Here is a 15,559-nt window from a genome sequence, read left to right as displayed (position 1 = left end):
TTTTTCTTCGTATTCTATTTCCCGCTAAAGATTTTTATCGCTCGAACATAATCTTCTTTCAGTGCTTTTGTTGTTACGTTGAGACAGTCTTCCAAGAAATACTCTTGCGACTCCTCCTTCAAGTAGTCCTTCAGAGCGGCAGCTCCCGCCTGATTGGCATAGGTATAGTAATTAATCTTCGCAATCCCGTTTGCAATCGCTGTTTGATAATCTTCAGCAGCGACGCCTGAACCGCCATGCATGACTAACGGAATACTGACTTCCTCATAGATTTCTTTTACACGATCCAAATCCAGTCGCGGCTCTTTCAAGTAAATTCCGTGAACCGTCCCGAATGCTATCGCTAAGCAATCAATACCTGTCGCATCGACAAAGGTTTTTGCCTGATTGGGATCTGTATAGATATCCTTGTCCCCGATTTGATCATCATCTGGTGCGCGTCCTTCCCCACCACCTAAAGAAGAAGTAAAGACATGCCCCAACTCAGCTTCCACACTGACACCCAAACTATGAGCGACTTTCACGATTTCTTTTGTCCGTGTGATGTTTTCCTCAAAAGGCAGATCAGAAGCGTCGATCATCACTGAGGTAAAGCCAAGTTTCATCGCCTGAAGGATCACATCGAAGCTTTTCCCATGATCTAAATGAACGACTACTGGAACACTGCTTTGTTTAGCATATTGGAGCATAATTGGGCCGATTTCTTCTAATGAAATCAAAGAGCCATGGCCCTCTGCATGCTGCAAGATAACTGGCATTTCCGCCTCTTCTGCAGCCTGAATAGCTGCTCGTACCATTTCCAAGTTTGGCACATTAAATGCGGCAATCGCTTGCTTTTCTTCGCGCGCGTTTTCCAAGACCTCTTTTAAATTTGCTAACATGCAACCTCCTCCTTCAATTGATTGACTTCAACAACGATGTTGCTCGCTAAGGAACGCATCGTTTTGTATGCCGTGCTGTCTCTATTGATAAAATTAGGAATCAGCCAAATGTCGCGCGTTTCTTGCTGGACTGTCAATACGACCTTGATCCGGCCCAATTTCTGGATCTTTTTCTTTACTGTCCTTTCCGTTTTTTCTTCTATGACCTGACAATTTTTGATGGACGAAAACGGATAAATTTCTGGTTTTAATTTTTCTTTCGTATATTTTTTATGATTGGGCAAACAAATCTTTTGATTCTTATCATCAAAGAAAATCAATTGATTGATTTTTCTAGAAATTTCAAATGTCGGAGTAGTCGTTTCCTTTGTTGAGCCTTCGAGAAGTGCTAAAAGCTCGTCTTTATTCTTGGTTTTGATCGTTTGAGTAAAATTAACGCTGACTTTTTCATAACAGCCTTTGCAAACATAGCCATCCGCACATTTGAACTTAATCAGTTTTAATGGCCCGCCGCAGATCAAGCACTCTTTCATTCTTCGTCACCTCTCAAATTTATTAATAGCTCAGTCAGTTTTAAATACTTTTTATATCGTTGATTGTACTTAACAATAAGTTCCGGGTCAGGCTGGATTAGTTGAGCAGCATTGATTGGAAAAGTAATCTTTCCTTCTACGCCAATAATCGCTAAAATCGCTGCCCCGTGAACCGCCTCCTGTGAGGTCAACACACGCCTGATTGGATAACCTAGAACATTAGCAAAAATTTTTATCCATATTTCACTTTTTGCACCACCGCCGACAATCGTGAAATACGCTGGCTGTTGCTCGTTTTTCATAGCATCGAACAATTGTCGAATACCAAAAGCCAAGCCTTCCAATACAGCTAAATACATTTCAGCTCTGCCTGTATCCAGTCCCAAACCTATAAACGCCCCTTTTAAATCCGGTTCAGCAAAGAGGGTTTTCTCGCCGTTCATATGCGGAGAAAAGAAAACCTCATTCTCCCCCAATAAGGTTAAGGAAATTTTTTCCTGCTCTTCGGCGTAGTTATCTGTTTGTAAAATATCCTCCAACCACCAGCTGTTAATTTTTGCCCCCGCCTGGACAGTCCCTTGGGTAATGATGGAATCATCCGCTTCAGTAATTTTGGCTACAACGTTTTTTCCTTTAGATTTGAGCTGGTGCTGGCTGTTGGGAATTACCAGCACCCCTGAGGTTCCTAAAGAAATCAACGGCTGCATACTCTCAAAGCTACCAGAAACTAAAGCCGACGCGACATTATCTCCCGTTCCTGAAACAACTGGAATAGGCTTTGTGATATTCAACTGATGACATATTTCTTCAGTCAATCCTCCAACAACTGCTGAAGCGGGCCGAATCGCTGGAAATAGCTGTTTATCTAGTCTAAACAAGGTTTGGACTTCTTCCGACCAATCATCACTGTTCAAATCATATAAAGAAGAGGTCGATGCGTCACAATAATCGATGGAAGCAACCCCAGTCAATTTTAATTTCACATAATCTTTAGCAATCAAAAACTGGTTAATCTTTCCAAAAGTTTCCGGTTCATGCTCTCTCACCCACAACAAGCTTGTTAATGGGCTGCCGGTGGAAACAATTTTTGCGATATGTGCACTCTTCTCATTGCTTTTTAGACGCTGTTTTATTATCGGAAGACTTTCTTTGGTTCGATTATCGTTCCACATAATGGCTGGTCGGACAGAAAAACCGTGTTTGTCTACAAACACGGTCGTGTGCATTTGCCCAGTAATCCCAATTCCCTTGACCGTTTCCGCAGGGATTTGTTGAAATAATTCTTGTAACCCATTGATGGTGATTTCTACCCATGTATCAGGCTCAATCTCCGTCCAGCCCTTTTTTGGAATCAGATAATCATAGACATATTGTTTTTCAAAAATTGTTTCTAACTGGTTAGTGACTGCGGCCACCTTGATGGATGTGGTCCCGATATCTAGTCCAATATAGACAGATGCACTCATTTTTCTTCCTACTTTCTTCTAATCAAAGGTAATAATGGTCTTCAATGTGTCCGGGCGCAGCGCATATTCAAAGGCATCTACGGCATCAGTATAATCAAACGTCCTCGCTAATAACGGAGTAACATCGACAATCCCTTTTGCAATCAACTGAACGGAACGATAAAAGGTTGGAACTTTTGGACTAACTGTCCCGGTAATTAATTTTTCATAGGAATGGACGATTCCCATATCCGTCGGTACAGGTTCATTGGGATGCAGCGAACTAAACATAAAGGTTTGACCACCTGTTGCGGTTAAGTCCATCGCTTGTTTCGCAATTTGCGGAAGCGCGGTAGTATTAAAAACAACTTCGGCTCCGCGACCATCTGTTTGTTCTTTGACAAAAGCTACTGCGTCAACTTTTGTTGGATCAAAGGTCACATCCGCACCCAATTCTTCCGCAAGTTTTCTGCGTTCTTCATTGGGTTCGCTGAGAATCACTCGAGTACCAGATAATTTTGCTAAAATAACATGGAACAGGCCCATGACACCGCCGCCGATTATGACAACATCTTGACCAAACATCAACTGAGCACGTTCCACACTGTTTACTACACATGCAAGTGGTTCAGTAAACGCACTATGTGTGAAAGGAACCTCCTTGGGGTATTTATAAAGATCCCGACTTTTTACTGCGATATATTGTGACATCCCAAGAAAGCCGGAAATACCGTCAGGATTTTGAAAAGTCGTTGATTTAGCGACTTCAATACATAGATTCTCACGACCCGTTTTACAATAATGACATTCTCCGCAAGCCGGAATAATATATTTCACTACATGATCCCCGACATCAAAATGTTCAGGATTCACTTCGCTGCCGATTTCTACCACTTCGCCGCTAAATTCATGACCGCCAATTCTAGGATGCGTATAGTTCATATCTCCTAAATAATCACGTAGGTCATTGGTACAAAGGCCATTTGCTCTGACTTGCATCAACACTTCATCTTTTTCAATCTCAGGCATCGGCAGTTCTTGAATCTCTAACTGCTTGACTCCTGTTTCAACAATTGCTTTCATTCTTTCGCCCCTAACCTAAAATTCCAAAGAATCCAGTAACAATTCCGACTACGACAATCAGACCAATGATCTTTAAGGAAGACCAGCCGCGTTTCATTAACCAATAAATCAGCATTGTGAAAGCAAAGGGTAAGATATTCGGCATTACTGCATCCAGAAACTGTTCCTGAACCTTAAAGGTCGTAGTTGAGCTGACGATTTTTAACGCTACATGGATTTTTACATAGCTGGAGATCAAGCCGCCCATTACCATACACCCCATGATTTCAGCGCCGCGCAGAACTTTGTTTAACAGTCCTTTCTCAAGGAAATCCATGACGGCATCTGCCCCGGCTCGATAGCCAAACATGAAACTGGCGTAACTCATTCCCCAAGCAATTGCGATAATCGCTACAGCATAAATAATCGAACCCCAAATGGTCCCCTTCAACGTCAAATCGATACAGATTGCCAATAAAATAGGAATCAATACCCCTTGGAATATCGTATCACCGATTCCTGATAAGGGACCCATCAAGGAAGTTTTCAAACTTGTAATAAATTCACTGGGAATCGCCACTCCTTTGGCCTTTTGTTCTTCCAAAGCGATGATCATGCCGATAATACATGAACCGAACTCAATATGAACATTAAAGAATTCTATCTCGCGTTTCATCATTTCCTTCTTCTTTTCTGGATCATCGTTATGCAGTCGTTTAGAGATAGGAACGAAAACATGGGCAACAGCTTGTCCCATCATCCGTTCATAGTTGTAGCAGGTTTGTGGTAAATTTTCCCAAATCAGCCAAGAACGGAACAGATCTTTTTTACGAATCAAACTTCCCTCTGCCTCTTTACTCATAGATTTCATCCTCCTCTGAATCAGATTTATTGCCTGTCGCTTGTACATAGATCAATGCGGTTAATCCTGCGATTACACCCAATGGTAATAAGTCCAGACCAGAATAAGTAGCCAAAACAAACCCTAAGAATAAGAAGACCCGCGCTTCTCCTTTAAAAATATATTGCAAAGTAATAGCCACCCCTAAAGCCGGCATCATTCCACCAATAACGGTGAAAATTGTCAACGTGGTGCCACTTAACGCTTCAATGAACCCAGAAATATAACTTGCGCCGAAATAAGCGGCTAGGCCACATGGAATAATCGTAATGACCGCCGTTAGAAGCTGCGGAAACAGAACATTGGCTCGCCAAATCTTATGGTACTCACCTTTTTCGATATAATTATCAGCCACATGCACAAAGATTGAACCAAAAGTCATCCGTCCATACCAGACGATCGTCCCTAACAATCCGATCGGTACTGCTACTGACAACGCTGTTTTCGCATCTAATCCACCTGTTATGGCAAAAGCTGTTCCTAAAATCCCGGCTAATGCCATATCAGCAGGCATTGACCCTCCGGCAGAAATAAATCCTAGATAAACTAAGTTGATTGAAGCTCCTGTCATTGCCCCCATTAAAGGGTCACCCAAAATAATCCCCGTAATAAGTCCGCACACCAACGGCCGCTGTAACGACCACAACCCGACGAAGGGCAGATTTCCTATTGCTAGAAAATACACAACCCCACATAGAAAAGCTTGAAAAATCGACATACATTTTTCCTCCTTTTTTATAATAAATTCGTAATCTCAATTAAGCGTTGTTCCGGTACTAACTGGTAGAAAACATGGACCCCTTTATCCACCATTTGGCGAATCGCTGCTACTTCTGCTTCATCACAGGCAACATTTTTGATGAATGGCTTTCGTTCATCACGAATACCCATTCCACCAAGATTAACCTGCGGCAATTCAATCCCGCCCTCAACTAATTTGGCGTAAGTAATCGGCGTTTTGGTTAATAATAAAATCCGCTCTTTTTCGTTATAAGGTTTTTTCAATTCAGCGATACCTTCTTCTGTGGTAAAGGCATCCACGCGAACTTTTGTTGGTGCCAGCGCTTTCAATATTCTTTTTTGGAATGGATCGCTGGCTACAATATCGTCAATGATGACAATATGATTGATACTGTAAGTTGGTGTCCAGGCTGTTACTACCTCTCCGTGAATTAAACGATCATCTACTCTAGCAAATACAATGTTTTTCATGTTTCTCGCCCCTTTTTTAATCTTCTAAATTTACTCCTAAATAATGGTTTACATCGATAAAGGTCGAGGGAGCCTCTTCCAATAATTTTGTACAAATATCTTCAGCAGAATTGTCTTCGTTCATACGTGACATGAATGCTTCTAATACCATGGGTAAGTTCATTCCCGTAATATGACGAATGGGAAAATCTCCCATCAAAGCAACCACCGCATTAAAAGGGCTGCCGCTAAATAAATCCGTAAAACAAATGATGTCATTCCCACCGCCAAACTCTTCAATCGCTGATTTCACCTGATCCTTCAAGCCGCCAATATCATCCTTTGGGTATAAGCCAAAAGCTTTCGCCTCTGTTTGTTCACCAACGATCATCTGCGCACTTCCTAAAATACTTTTTGCGAGATCACCGTGGGATACAAAAATAAATTTCATATTTGCTCCTCCTATTTCCTACTAATGAATGGATTTTTCAAATTACGAAAAATCTCTTATGTTCAAGCCGTATACCATTCCACTAGTTCTTCTTAGTTTTTTCATTGTCGCTTTTCAATTTGCTCACTTACTTTATTCACTGCAAAAAGTGGAACTGCCATCCTATTTCCTACTAATGATTTGATTTTTCAAAACACGAAAAATTTTTTATGTTCGTCTTATTCACTTTATTTTTAAATATATTCTTCCAATAGCTGAGAAAGGTTTTCTCTAAAATTATCAAACGTCGGGTCTTTGATAACCCGATCAACAAAGCCTTTTTCTTGAATGATTTTGGCCAGATAATTCCACAGCTGGAATACCTTTGCATTATTTTTTTCAATGGCCACCAGCATGACTAGTCGTACCCGATTACCATCTGAATCCCAATTCATCTCGTTTTTCAATAAAATGACAGAAACAAAGGTTTCAGCTAAAATCGGGTTAATCGGATGGGGCAACGCGATGCCATTTCCGAAATAGCTGCTCCCAAGCTCTTCCCTTAACTCAACAGCCTCTCTTAATTGAAAGACTTTATCGCCAACTTTTGAAACGGAGATGGAACAAATCTTATCCAACACTTCCTTCTTTTTGGTAAACTGACCGAAATGGAAAAGCTCTTCATTAAATAAATTTACGATCTCAAATTTATCGTTAAATCCATCAATCGCCAGTTTAATTTTGGAATATTCCTGCTCACTCGGGAAAAAGCTGATCAAGATCGCGCCCATCTGATCTGTCAGTTCTGTTTGCTCTGTGGTAAAGATCACATCGTAGTCCTCAATATCCAGTGAGCTAACTTCATGCGTATTGACTAACGTTAAAATCGTAATTTCATTGGAAAACCAGGTAGCAAAACGCTGTCTCAACAAAATACTCTCACTGCGTTTCAAGCTTGTGATGATCAAAATTCTTTTTTTCCCAGAAATGTCATTGTATTTAGCCAAATATTGATTGAAGTAAATCGCGAGATAGGCAATCTCACCTTCTTCAATTTTTTTGTCAATCGAGTTTTGCAATAAAAGACACATATATGCTGCTATATCAAATCCTAATGGAAAAGACTGCTTAATTTGATCTAGTAATTGGTTTTCATTTTGAATGTTGTACTCAATTCGTGTTAGTAACGGCATCAAATGTAAAGCCAATGAGATTCTCAAATCAATTTCTTGGCGAAAATCAATATCAAATTTTTCATTGATTTCCTTCAAAGCGTGAAGAATGAAGGTATTGACTTCTTCGGAGATGTAATCATCATTTTCGTAATCACTTTTCCCCTTGATGTAAATCGCCAAGTTAATAATTTCTTCTTGCGAGATTTTGAAATAAGAGCGCTCAGCTAAACGATGAAAAATCTCCGCTGATACCTCCATCTCAGAATCAAAGTCTTCGATTCCCTCAAATTCTTCAGAGCCGATATAAAAACCGTTGTACATTCGTTTGATAGACATTTCAATATGAACGATCAGATTTTGGAACAGTGTTTCTGAAATATGGAAGTGATGCTTTAACAGGACACTGACTAGTACGGTTTCAATATCTTGACGAAAGGTCTCTTCACATCCCATACCGCCTTGCTCCTGATGAATCTCTAAGTGCCCCAGCTTCAGCAAGCATTTCCTTTTGTCATATTCATTTCCTCGAATAAAGATGCCGGAATTTCTTTTGCGTTCCACACTCAAGTGATAATTGCTGAGCAACTTATCGGCTTCCTTTAAATCCGTATTCAGTGTAGATGAAGCGATAAATAGCTGATCCAGCAATTTTTGACGATTGATCGGTCTTTTTTGGTTCAACAGCAATACACACAATTTCCTGACTCGATCCGATTGGCTGGATTCATTTACCGCCTCTTCTTGATGGAGATCAGCTCGCAGCGCAGTATAGTCATTAATAATTAAATGACTGCCTTTAGATGCGACTGAAATCAGTTCAGCATAACTGCTGGTTTCCAAATACTTTCTTACTTTCTTAATATCCGATTGAACGGTACGCATACTCACTTGAAATTTATCAACAAAATGGTCAGCGGTTAAAAAAGAGGGACTGTGTCTTTCGAATTCTTGAATCATTTCTTTTTGCCTTTTATTTAGCACGTTATCCCCCTCCTTATTCCTATTCATGTTTTCATTTTTGATGCCGTTTAACATTCCGCTATACAGCTTTATTTCCTACAAGACTTTAGATTCGTCAACTCACCTATATTCCTATTAAAAAAGGAATTGAAACTTTTGATTTAAAAATTATTTTTCATTTACTTCGGCAATGATCACTTTCACACGCTCTTCAACATTTTCGATGGCCGATTTTGACAATGCCATAATATCAAACTCATTATGATTGCTTTCGTAGGCTTGACCAAATGTACGAATAAAGGCTTGACGCAGATCAGAACCGTAATTCACTTTAATAAGATTTTGTTTTTTTGCTCTTCGAACTTGATCAAAAGGAATGCCCGAGCCCCCATGTAGCACTAGAGGAACAGAAGAGATGTCTGCGATTTTTTCCAGTAATGGAAAATCTAATTTCGGTGTCAAGTCCATCCCGTGGACATTGCCAATAGAAACCGCCAGCAGATCACAATTGGTTCTTTCAACAAACTCCTTCACATCATCTGGGTTCGTTTTAGCATCTTCTTCAGATATATGATCGTCTTCCTTACCGCCGATCGCTCCTAACTCTGCTTCTACCGGAATACCATAAAAGTGACAGTATTCAACCGTTCTTCTCACCTCTTCAATATTCTCTTCAAAAGGTAAATGAGACGCATCTACCATAATTGAGGTAAATCCGGCCTCGATATAAGCTTTCACATCCTTAAAGCTTTTCCCATGATCCAAATGCAACGCAACTGGAACAGACGCATTTTTCATCGCTGATTTAACCATATCCGCAATGATCTTCGGACTAGAGAGTTTTAAATTACTAGATGAAATCGCAATGTATCCGCCTAATCCTTTTTCTTCATAACCGCGGATAATTCCGGCTGTTAATTCATAGTTGGTCGTATTGAAAGCAGGTAAGACCAATTCTTTTTCTTTTGCATAGTCCATTAACTTGTAACCATTTACTAATTGCATGCCGTGCCCTTCTTTCTCTCTTGCTATCTGAATCATATAATGAAAGAAGTCTTCTTGGCGCCGAACTTTCTGCAGGATGAATCATGCAACTTTCCATAATTATGTGGGAAAAGGTAAGTGAGTATTACAGAAATCCTGTATTATATAGGATCTTTTTAGAGCCGATGGAGGATGGATTCGAGGAAATTTTCTTGATGATAATTAGTAACAGAAAAGTTGCAGGATGAATCATGCAATTGTTGTTTGTTGCGAGGTACAAATTTTCTCTTTTTTAACTGTTGACCAAAACAGCTGATTTATAGCTTAATTATCTCAAATTTTTATAACCGTGAGTATTTGTTTTTTTTATATAAAGATACGATTGAGGAAATAAAAAATAGGAACTCAATGAGTCCCTATTTTCAGCTGAAAAAAATCTCTTTGGCTTCCGTACAACGATTCTGTGCTTCTTTGCTCTCAAAATAACTTTGATGAAAATTATCATCGACTAAAAAACGTTTTGATTCATATAAATAGGAATATTTATCTAAGAGTCTGTCAAACGCTTGTACCTGATTTGGGTCCGCCTGAACAATTTGATAGTCGATCTCATAATCAAAATGTGAATAGCTCGCCTTCAAAGCACCAAAGGAAACCGCTTCTTCCATCTTGACTACAGAAATCTCTTTATTTAGAGCATCTGCTTTTAACTGTATCCATAAAGGATTTTTTACTACTGGTCCAATGGCAATCACGCGTTTGACTTGTTCCATAGGAAAACAGGTTGCTACATATTTCATTTCAAGACATAGTCCCAAAATGATTCCTAATAGGACATCCTCTCTTCTTGTCTCTAAACTGATTCCATACATTAACCCCCGCGATTTCCCATTTTTAAACGGCGCCCCCGACCCATTCAAATGAGGAATCAGAATGACTGGGTCTTCCAATGAAATTTGACCATCTAAATATCTTTGATACAAATTTTGGCAATCTTTTTCAAAATCTCTTTGATTTATATTAAAGAAATTTTGATACCATTCAAAGGCATTGCCGCCAGTTGGCATAGAAGAAAATAAGGTGAAATAGTTGGGATCAGTAAATATCCCATTTGATAACGATTCCTGAAATGATTTGTTCTCTAAAAAGGGATGATCATCAATTAATAGCAGCCCTTCTGTAGTACCTGTCGAGTTCAATAAATCCTTGTCTTGCAAATTAATTCCTAATGCCCCCACCATATGATCATGACCAGCAATCCTAACAGAAATCTCTTCATTCTTTAGTTCATAAATCGCTCCCGTCTTGGTATAGCCTACGATCTCACCAGATGAAACAACTGCTGGAAATTCGATTACATCCTGCAGCCCAAACATCATTAAAATTTCTTCTGACCAGCAGCGTCTATTTAAATCAAAGCACATCGTTCGGCTTGCCATAGAAAACTCAGTCTTCATTTGATTCGTTAGAAAATAGCTAAACAGATCGGGAACATTTAGCCAAATGTATTTTTCTTCATGTAACCCTAGGTGATTCACCAACCATTTAATTTTAGGAATACTATAGTTGGTATGTGCTGGCAGCCCCGTGATCTCATAAATCCTTTGTTTTTCTTCTTGATTTAGCGCTGCTACATAGTCACTCGCGCGTTTGTCATACCAAGCAATCATGGGGGTAACAATTTCTCCATAGGAATTGACCAAAACCCCCGCCTCACCAACACTGGAAATATTGATCGAATCAATATTTCCAGAATGTTCAGCAACAATTTTTATCAAGATTTCCAACAATTGATCCCAGATGACGGACACGTCGAATAGCTCACCAAACTCATCAGTCTTTTTGGCTGTTTGAAAACTTTCTCGGAAAAGAAGTTCTCCACTTTTAATCTCAAAAAGCGATACTTTTGAATTCGTCGTTCCGATATCAATTGTAATGGAAAGCTTTTTATCCATTCAACGACTCCCCTTCTGGCACAGAAGAATCCTCAGTCAAATGTGTTTGTTTGTAAGTGATTTTGTAGATCCAGAATAGAACGATCCCTACGATAGGAATTAGAACCAATGCAATGACATTTCCATTAAAGATTTGGAGTATCCAGTATCTTAAAGGATTTCCTCCATCTAAGAAACTAGAAACCAATCCGCTAGAGCCCTCTGGGAAGCTGAAGTTCACGTCTTTAGCCATTCCGGTAATAAAAGGTGCAACAGCAGAAGCGATGTATAAATCACCGATCATGATTGGAATAGCAATCAATACCGCTCTGAAAACATTTCCCTTCGTTGATAAAACGACCATCGAAGCCATTACTGCTAAGTTCGCCAAATCACCGAGAGGCAACACTGTGTTTCCTGGTAAAATAAACGCTAAGATAACCGCAATCGGCGTTAATAACAATGCTGTGGAAATAATCGCTGGATTCCCAACCGCTACTGCAATGTCTAATCCGATATACAAATCATCACGATCGGGGTACCGATTGTTCAAGAATTTTTTGATTGCTTCAGAAATCGGCAGCAAGCCTTCCATCAAGATACGAACCATCCGCGGTAAAATGAACATTACCGCACCGATGCTGATCCCCATCGTTAAAATACCTTTTAAGTCATACCTAGCAGCTACCCCTAACAGTAAGCCCAGGATCGTACCTACCATCATCGGTTCGCCAAAAATACCAAAACGCTTTTGAATACTAACAGGGTTGATATCAATCTTACGAATCCCCGGAATCATATCAATAATTTTATTTCCAATTAAACCGATTGGGAAAAAAGTGATCGAGGAGACTGTTGGTAAAGAAATTCCTTCCAGACCAAAGTATTCTTCACCTAGTGGAGCAGCCCAGTCTGCCATTTTTAAAACAATGATTGCAATCAATGCCGATGCAAGAATTCCCAACCAGAAACTACCTGTGCTATAATAAACAAGTGTTCCTGCAAGCGCGAAATGCCAGTAATTCCACATGTCGACATCCACTGTTTTTGTTTGGTTAATTGCCAACATGATAATGTTGATTAACATCGTCATTGGAATAACAAAGGGTGCGATAGGTGATCCCCAAGTAATTGCTGATAAAGGCGGCCAACCTAAGTCAACTACTGGGAGATTAATTCCTGTTTGTTCTACCATGGCTTGCGCTGCAGGACCAACATTATTTGTTAAAATATCAAAAATTGCATAGATTCCGACAAAACCGATACCGACAGTTAGTGACGACCGCAGCGCTTTCGCCGGTTTTATTTTGAAAATCAACGCTAAGACAAACAAGACTAATGGCAGCATGACAGTCGGTCCAAAACCTAAGATGTACTGTACAACGTCATATAATGTTTTTGTCATATTTTCCATACTATTCTCCTTTTAGCTGATCATAAATCGCATTCAAGACTTTCTCTTCTCCAACTCCTGTAATTAAGGCTAGTCCATTGATTACTGGTGTTTCCAATTCGTAAGGAATCTTCGTTGTAGATACAATTAAATCAGCATCGTCTGAATTTTGTTGAACAGATGCTACATTGGTTTGAGAATAGTTCACATCATTCATATTTTTTTCTTTTAAGAATTCCATTACCTTTTCAGTTACCGCTGTTGAAGTCGCAATTCCTGTTGCACACACAAATAATAAATTTTTACCCATTTTTTCTTCCTCCTATAATCCTATTTCTTCTTTTGCTATTTGAAAGATCTCTTCTTTACTGCCATTTTTAATTCTTTCCAATAACTCAGCATTAGGCAAGATACCCATTAACTTCTGTAAAATATTCAATTGTTTATTTGACTGACCTAAAGCTAATAAGAAAACAATTGATACGTCAATCAGCGTATCGTCCATCCCGCCCATTACTTCCATTTTGATGGGATTTCTTAACGTCGCAATCGTCACACGATTATTGTTCACATATTTTGCATCTGTATGAGGAATCGCCACACCAATCGGTTCAGTCGGCAAGCCTGTTGGAAACCCTTCTTCTCGTTTGATGACTTGTGAAGGATATTCCGCTACTACGTCTTGATCTTCAACCAAGGGCTGAGCAATTAAAGTGATTAGTTCTGGAAAATCACGAACCTCTAAGTCGACAAAAATATTTTTTTCGTTAGTTAAGCCTTTTTCATTGATTGATGGATCAGTCATCTTTAAACCTCCACCCCGACAGCATTCATACTCAAAATTTTGGCATGAACCGTCTCAAATACAGCGTCTTCTGCCTTTTGCAGCACCTTGATTAAATTTGCTTCATTCTTGTTTTCCTCATATGCCTGTCCAACACTCTTGATGTAGCTTTGACGCAGATCACTGGCAATATTGATTTTTGCCACGTTAAACTCCACCATGCGTTGAATGTGTTCATCAGGAATTCCTGAACCACCATGAATGACCAATGGAACCGGTGAAACTTCGTTGATTTCTTTTAATAAGTCAAAGTCAATTCTCGGTTCATCTTCCAAGCCATGAACATTTCCAACTGAAATAGCCAACATGTCGCATCCAGTCCGCTCAACAAATTCCTTCACCTGTGAAGGGTCTGTTTTAGAATCTGCCTCACTCACATGGTCATCTTCTTTTCCTAAGATAGCTCCCAGTTCTGCTTCAACTGGAATTCCATAACCTTTTGCAAAATCAACTGCTTTTTTTGTAAAAGCAATATTTTCCTCAAAATCATAGGATGCTCCATCGATCATGACTGAGGTGAAGCCAGCACGCGTGGCTAATTTCACGTCCTCAAATTTCTTTCCGTGATCTAAATGAAGAGCAACTGGTGTATCCATGTTCTCGGCATAACGAGAAACCATATCCACAATATACTCATAGCCCGCCAGGGTGATATTTGTCGGCGCAACTTGAATGAATGTTGGAATCCCACTTTCTTCAACTGCTTTTAAAATCCCTACGGTTGTCTCTAAGTTGGTCGTATTAAAAGCTCCAGCAATCACTTTTCTCTCTTTGATAATTTCTAATAATGTATACCCATTTACTAATGGCATATGCTACATTTCCTCCCTTTGAAGTACCGTTCCAAGGTAGTATTTGTTCGCTTTCAGCCATACATTTCCGAATTCTACTGGTAGACCTCCTTCTAGATAAACTAATTGTTCCAGATGCAGCACGGGAGAATCTGACGCAACCTCTAGTTCTTTGCCTCTCTTCTCACCTACCACTCTTGCAGCATATCTACTTTCAGAATAAGCGATTTTTTTGCCGCTGACCTTTTCCATAACCTTAAACAAACTTTCCTTGTTGAAGTCATGTTCTTGGACGCCTGGACATAAACGACTGTTAATCCTATTTTCGATCAGCATCACTTTTTCGCCTTCAACATATCGAATCCGTTTCATGTATAGATAGTCTTCGCCAACATCAATATTCAGCCTTGAAGCGATCTCTTTTGTTGCCTTACGAAATTCAGAAGTGATGACCTTCGTTTCATAAGCTAATTTTTGTCCTTCTAAGGATTCCGCAAAAGATAAAAGGCCTTTTCCTAATGAATAGGAGATATTATCCTCTGTTACATAAGTCCCTTTTCCTTGGATCTGGTAGAGCAGACCTTCCTCCACAAGCATATTGACAGCTTTCTTAACGGTGCCTCGACTTACTTCCAAGGACTTCATAATTTGATTCTCAGACGGTATTTGTTCCCCCTTTCCCCATTCTTCAGAATAGATATTATTCCGTAAATAATCTGCTACTTGAAGATAAACCGGCTTTGAAACTTCTCTATTAATGATCATTTGATCACCTCCTGCATTCGCTTGTACAACTAGTAAACAGTATGTACAAGTGTAGCTATCAATGTACATGTTTGAACTAGTGTGTACAAGTAGGTACAAGTGAATTGTAATCGGTATCACAATAAATGTAAAGACTATTTTTTCAAATCGCTGCATTTTTTTCTCGAGTAATTCGAAAAGAAGAAGTAAATCATCTTTAAAGCACACAAAAAACCTTAGATAAATCACATTAACCTGCGATAATGAATAATGCTCACTATCCGTAGGTTA

The 15,559-nt window shown here is 39.5% G+C and carries 16 protein-coding genes; all 16 read right to left on the bottom strand.

What is annotated here, in order from left to right:
* Positions 1-14: 14 nt before the first annotated feature.
* Positions 15-881, bottom strand: coding sequence for a class II fructose-bisphosphate aldolase (locus RV13_RS09315; protein WP_010744422.1), 867 nt, complete (start codon positions 879-881; stop codon positions 15-17).
* Positions 875-1,414 (bottom strand): DUF4428 domain-containing protein, encoded by a 540-nt coding sequence (locus RV13_RS09310; RefSeq protein ID WP_010744421.1) that lies wholly within the window; start codon positions 1,412-1,414, stop codon positions 875-877. Before RV13_RS09310 ends, RV13_RS09315 begins: the two co-directional genes overlap by 7 nt.
* Positions 1,411-2,880, bottom strand: a complete 1,470-nt coding sequence (locus RV13_RS09305) for a xylulokinase (protein WP_010744420.1) — start codon at positions 2,878-2,880, stop codon at positions 1,411-1,413. The genes RV13_RS09310 and RV13_RS09305 overlap by 4 nt, the downstream gene beginning before the upstream one ends.
* Before the next feature lie 18 nt (positions 2,881-2,898).
* Positions 2,899-3,942 carry a zinc-dependent alcohol dehydrogenase gene (locus RV13_RS09300; RefSeq protein ID WP_060789399.1) on the bottom strand — a complete coding sequence of 348 codons (1,044 nt, stop codon included), beginning with the start codon at positions 3,940-3,942 and terminating at the stop codon, positions 2,899-2,901.
* Between the two features lie 10 nt (positions 3,943-3,952).
* Positions 3,953-4,783, bottom strand: coding sequence for a PTS system mannose/fructose/sorbose family transporter subunit IID (locus RV13_RS09295; RefSeq protein WP_060789400.1), 831 nt, complete (start codon positions 4,781-4,783; stop codon positions 3,953-3,955).
* On the bottom strand, positions 4,776-5,540 hold the full coding sequence (locus RV13_RS09290; RefSeq protein ID WP_010744417.1) for a PTS mannose/fructose/sorbose/N-acetylgalactosamine transporter subunit IIC: 765 nt from the start codon (positions 5,538-5,540) through the stop codon (positions 4,776-4,778). Before RV13_RS09290 ends, RV13_RS09295 begins: the two co-directional genes overlap by 8 nt.
* A 17-nt stretch (positions 5,541-5,557) precedes the next feature.
* Positions 5,558-6,034, bottom strand: a complete 477-nt coding sequence (locus RV13_RS09285; protein ID WP_010744416.1) for a PTS sugar transporter subunit IIB — start codon at positions 6,032-6,034, stop codon at positions 5,558-5,560.
* Positions 6,035-6,050: 16 nt separating this feature from the next.
* Positions 6,051-6,464: a PTS sugar transporter subunit IIA gene (locus tag RV13_RS09280; protein WP_010744415.1), complete on the bottom strand. Its 414-nt coding sequence runs from the start codon at positions 6,462-6,464 to the stop codon at positions 6,051-6,053.
* 233 nt (positions 6,465-6,697) lie between these two features.
* Positions 6,698-8,599: a BglG family transcription antiterminator gene (locus RV13_RS09275; RefSeq protein WP_010744414.1), complete on the bottom strand. Its 1,902-nt coding sequence runs from the start codon at positions 8,597-8,599 to the stop codon at positions 6,698-6,700.
* A gap of 147 nt (positions 8,600-8,746) precedes the next feature.
* Complete coding sequence (locus RV13_RS09270) at positions 8,747-9,583, bottom strand: class II aldolase (RefSeq protein ID WP_060789401.1); 837 nt, start codon at positions 9,581-9,583, stop codon at positions 8,747-8,749.
* Positions 9,584-9,984: 401 nt separating this feature from the next.
* On the bottom strand, positions 9,985-11,517 hold the full coding sequence (locus RV13_RS09265) for an FGGY-family carbohydrate kinase (protein ID WP_010744412.1): 1,533 nt from the start codon (positions 11,515-11,517) through the stop codon (positions 9,985-9,987).
* Positions 11,510-12,910, bottom strand: coding sequence for a PTS galactitol transporter subunit IIC (locus RV13_RS09260; protein ID WP_010744411.1), 1,401 nt, complete (start codon positions 12,908-12,910; stop codon positions 11,510-11,512). Before RV13_RS09260 ends, RV13_RS09265 begins: the two co-directional genes overlap by 8 nt.
* A 1-nt stretch (position 12,911) precedes the next feature.
* On the bottom strand, positions 12,912-13,199 hold the full coding sequence (locus RV13_RS09255; RefSeq protein ID WP_010744410.1) for a PTS sugar transporter subunit IIB: 288 nt from the start codon (positions 13,197-13,199) through the stop codon (positions 12,912-12,914).
* Positions 13,200-13,211: 12 nt separating this feature from the next.
* Positions 13,212-13,694 (bottom strand): PTS sugar transporter subunit IIA, encoded by a 483-nt coding sequence (locus RV13_RS09250; RefSeq protein WP_010744409.1) that lies wholly within the window; start codon positions 13,692-13,694, stop codon positions 13,212-13,214.
* 2 nt (positions 13,695-13,696) lie between these two features.
* Complete coding sequence (locus RV13_RS09245) at positions 13,697-14,545, bottom strand: class II aldolase (RefSeq protein ID WP_010744408.1); 849 nt, start codon at positions 14,543-14,545, stop codon at positions 13,697-13,699.
* Positions 14,546-14,548: 3 nt separating this feature from the next.
* Positions 14,549-15,289: a GntR family transcriptional regulator gene (locus RV13_RS09240; RefSeq protein WP_028021275.1), complete on the bottom strand. Its 741-nt coding sequence runs from the start codon at positions 15,287-15,289 to the stop codon at positions 14,549-14,551.
* Positions 15,290-15,559: the final 270 nt, after the last annotated feature.

It is taken from the genome of Enterococcus raffinosus (assembly GCF_001886185.1).
Taxonomy (GTDB): Bacteria; Bacillota; Bacilli; order Lactobacillales; family Enterococcaceae; genus Enterococcus_A; species Enterococcus_A raffinosus.
Note: the sequence above shows the minus strand (reverse complement) of the source record. Positions and strands in the feature narration are given on the sequence as shown.

Coding starts and splice junctions, on each gene's coding strand:
- RV13_RS09315 (WP_010744422.1), bottom strand. CDS start 881: ATGTTAGCAAATTTAAAAGAGGTCTTGGAAAACGCGCGCGAAGAAAAG.
- RV13_RS09310 (WP_010744421.1), bottom strand. CDS start 1,414: ATGAAAGAGTGCTTGATCTGCGGCGGGCCATTAAAACTGATTAAGTTC.
- RV13_RS09305 (WP_010744420.1), bottom strand. CDS start 2,880: ATGAGTGCATCTGTCTATATTGGACTAGATATCGGGACCACATCCATC.
- RV13_RS09300 (WP_060789399.1), bottom strand. CDS start 3,942: ATGAAAGCAATTGTTGAAACAGGAGTCAAGCAGTTAGAGATTCAAGAA.
- RV13_RS09295 (WP_060789400.1), bottom strand. CDS start 4,783: ATGAGTAAAGAGGCAGAGGGAAGTTTGATTCGTAAAAAAGATCTGTTC.
- RV13_RS09290 (WP_010744417.1), bottom strand. CDS start 5,540: ATGTCGATTTTTCAAGCTTTTCTATGTGGGGTTGTGTATTTTCTAGCA.
- RV13_RS09285 (WP_010744416.1), bottom strand. CDS start 6,034: ATGAAAAACATTGTATTTGCTAGAGTAGATGATCGTTTAATTCACGGA.
- RV13_RS09280 (WP_010744415.1), bottom strand. CDS start 6,464: ATGAAATTTATTTTTGTATCCCACGGTGATCTCGCAAAAAGTATTTTA.
- RV13_RS09270 (WP_060789401.1), bottom strand. CDS start 9,583: ATGCAATTAGTAAATGGTTACAAGTTAATGGACTATGCAAAAGAAAAA.
- RV13_RS09265 (WP_010744412.1), bottom strand. CDS start 11,517: ATGGATAAAAAGCTTTCCATTACAATTGATATCGGAACGACGAATTCA.
- RV13_RS09260 (WP_010744411.1), bottom strand. CDS start 12,910: ATGGAAAATATGACAAAAACATTATATGACGTTGTACAGTACATCTTA.
- RV13_RS09255 (WP_010744410.1), bottom strand. CDS start 13,199: ATGGGTAAAAATTTATTATTTGTGTGTGCAACAGGAATTGCGACTTCA.
- RV13_RS09250 (WP_010744409.1), bottom strand. CDS start 13,694: ATGACTGATCCATCAATCAATGAAAAAGGCTTAACTAACGAAAAAAAT.
- RV13_RS09245 (WP_010744408.1), bottom strand. CDS start 14,545: ATGCCATTAGTAAATGGGTATACATTATTAGAAATTATCAAAGAGAGA.
- RV13_RS09240 (WP_028021275.1), bottom strand. CDS start 15,289: ATGATCATTAATAGAGAAGTTTCAAAGCCGGTTTATCTTCAAGTAGCA.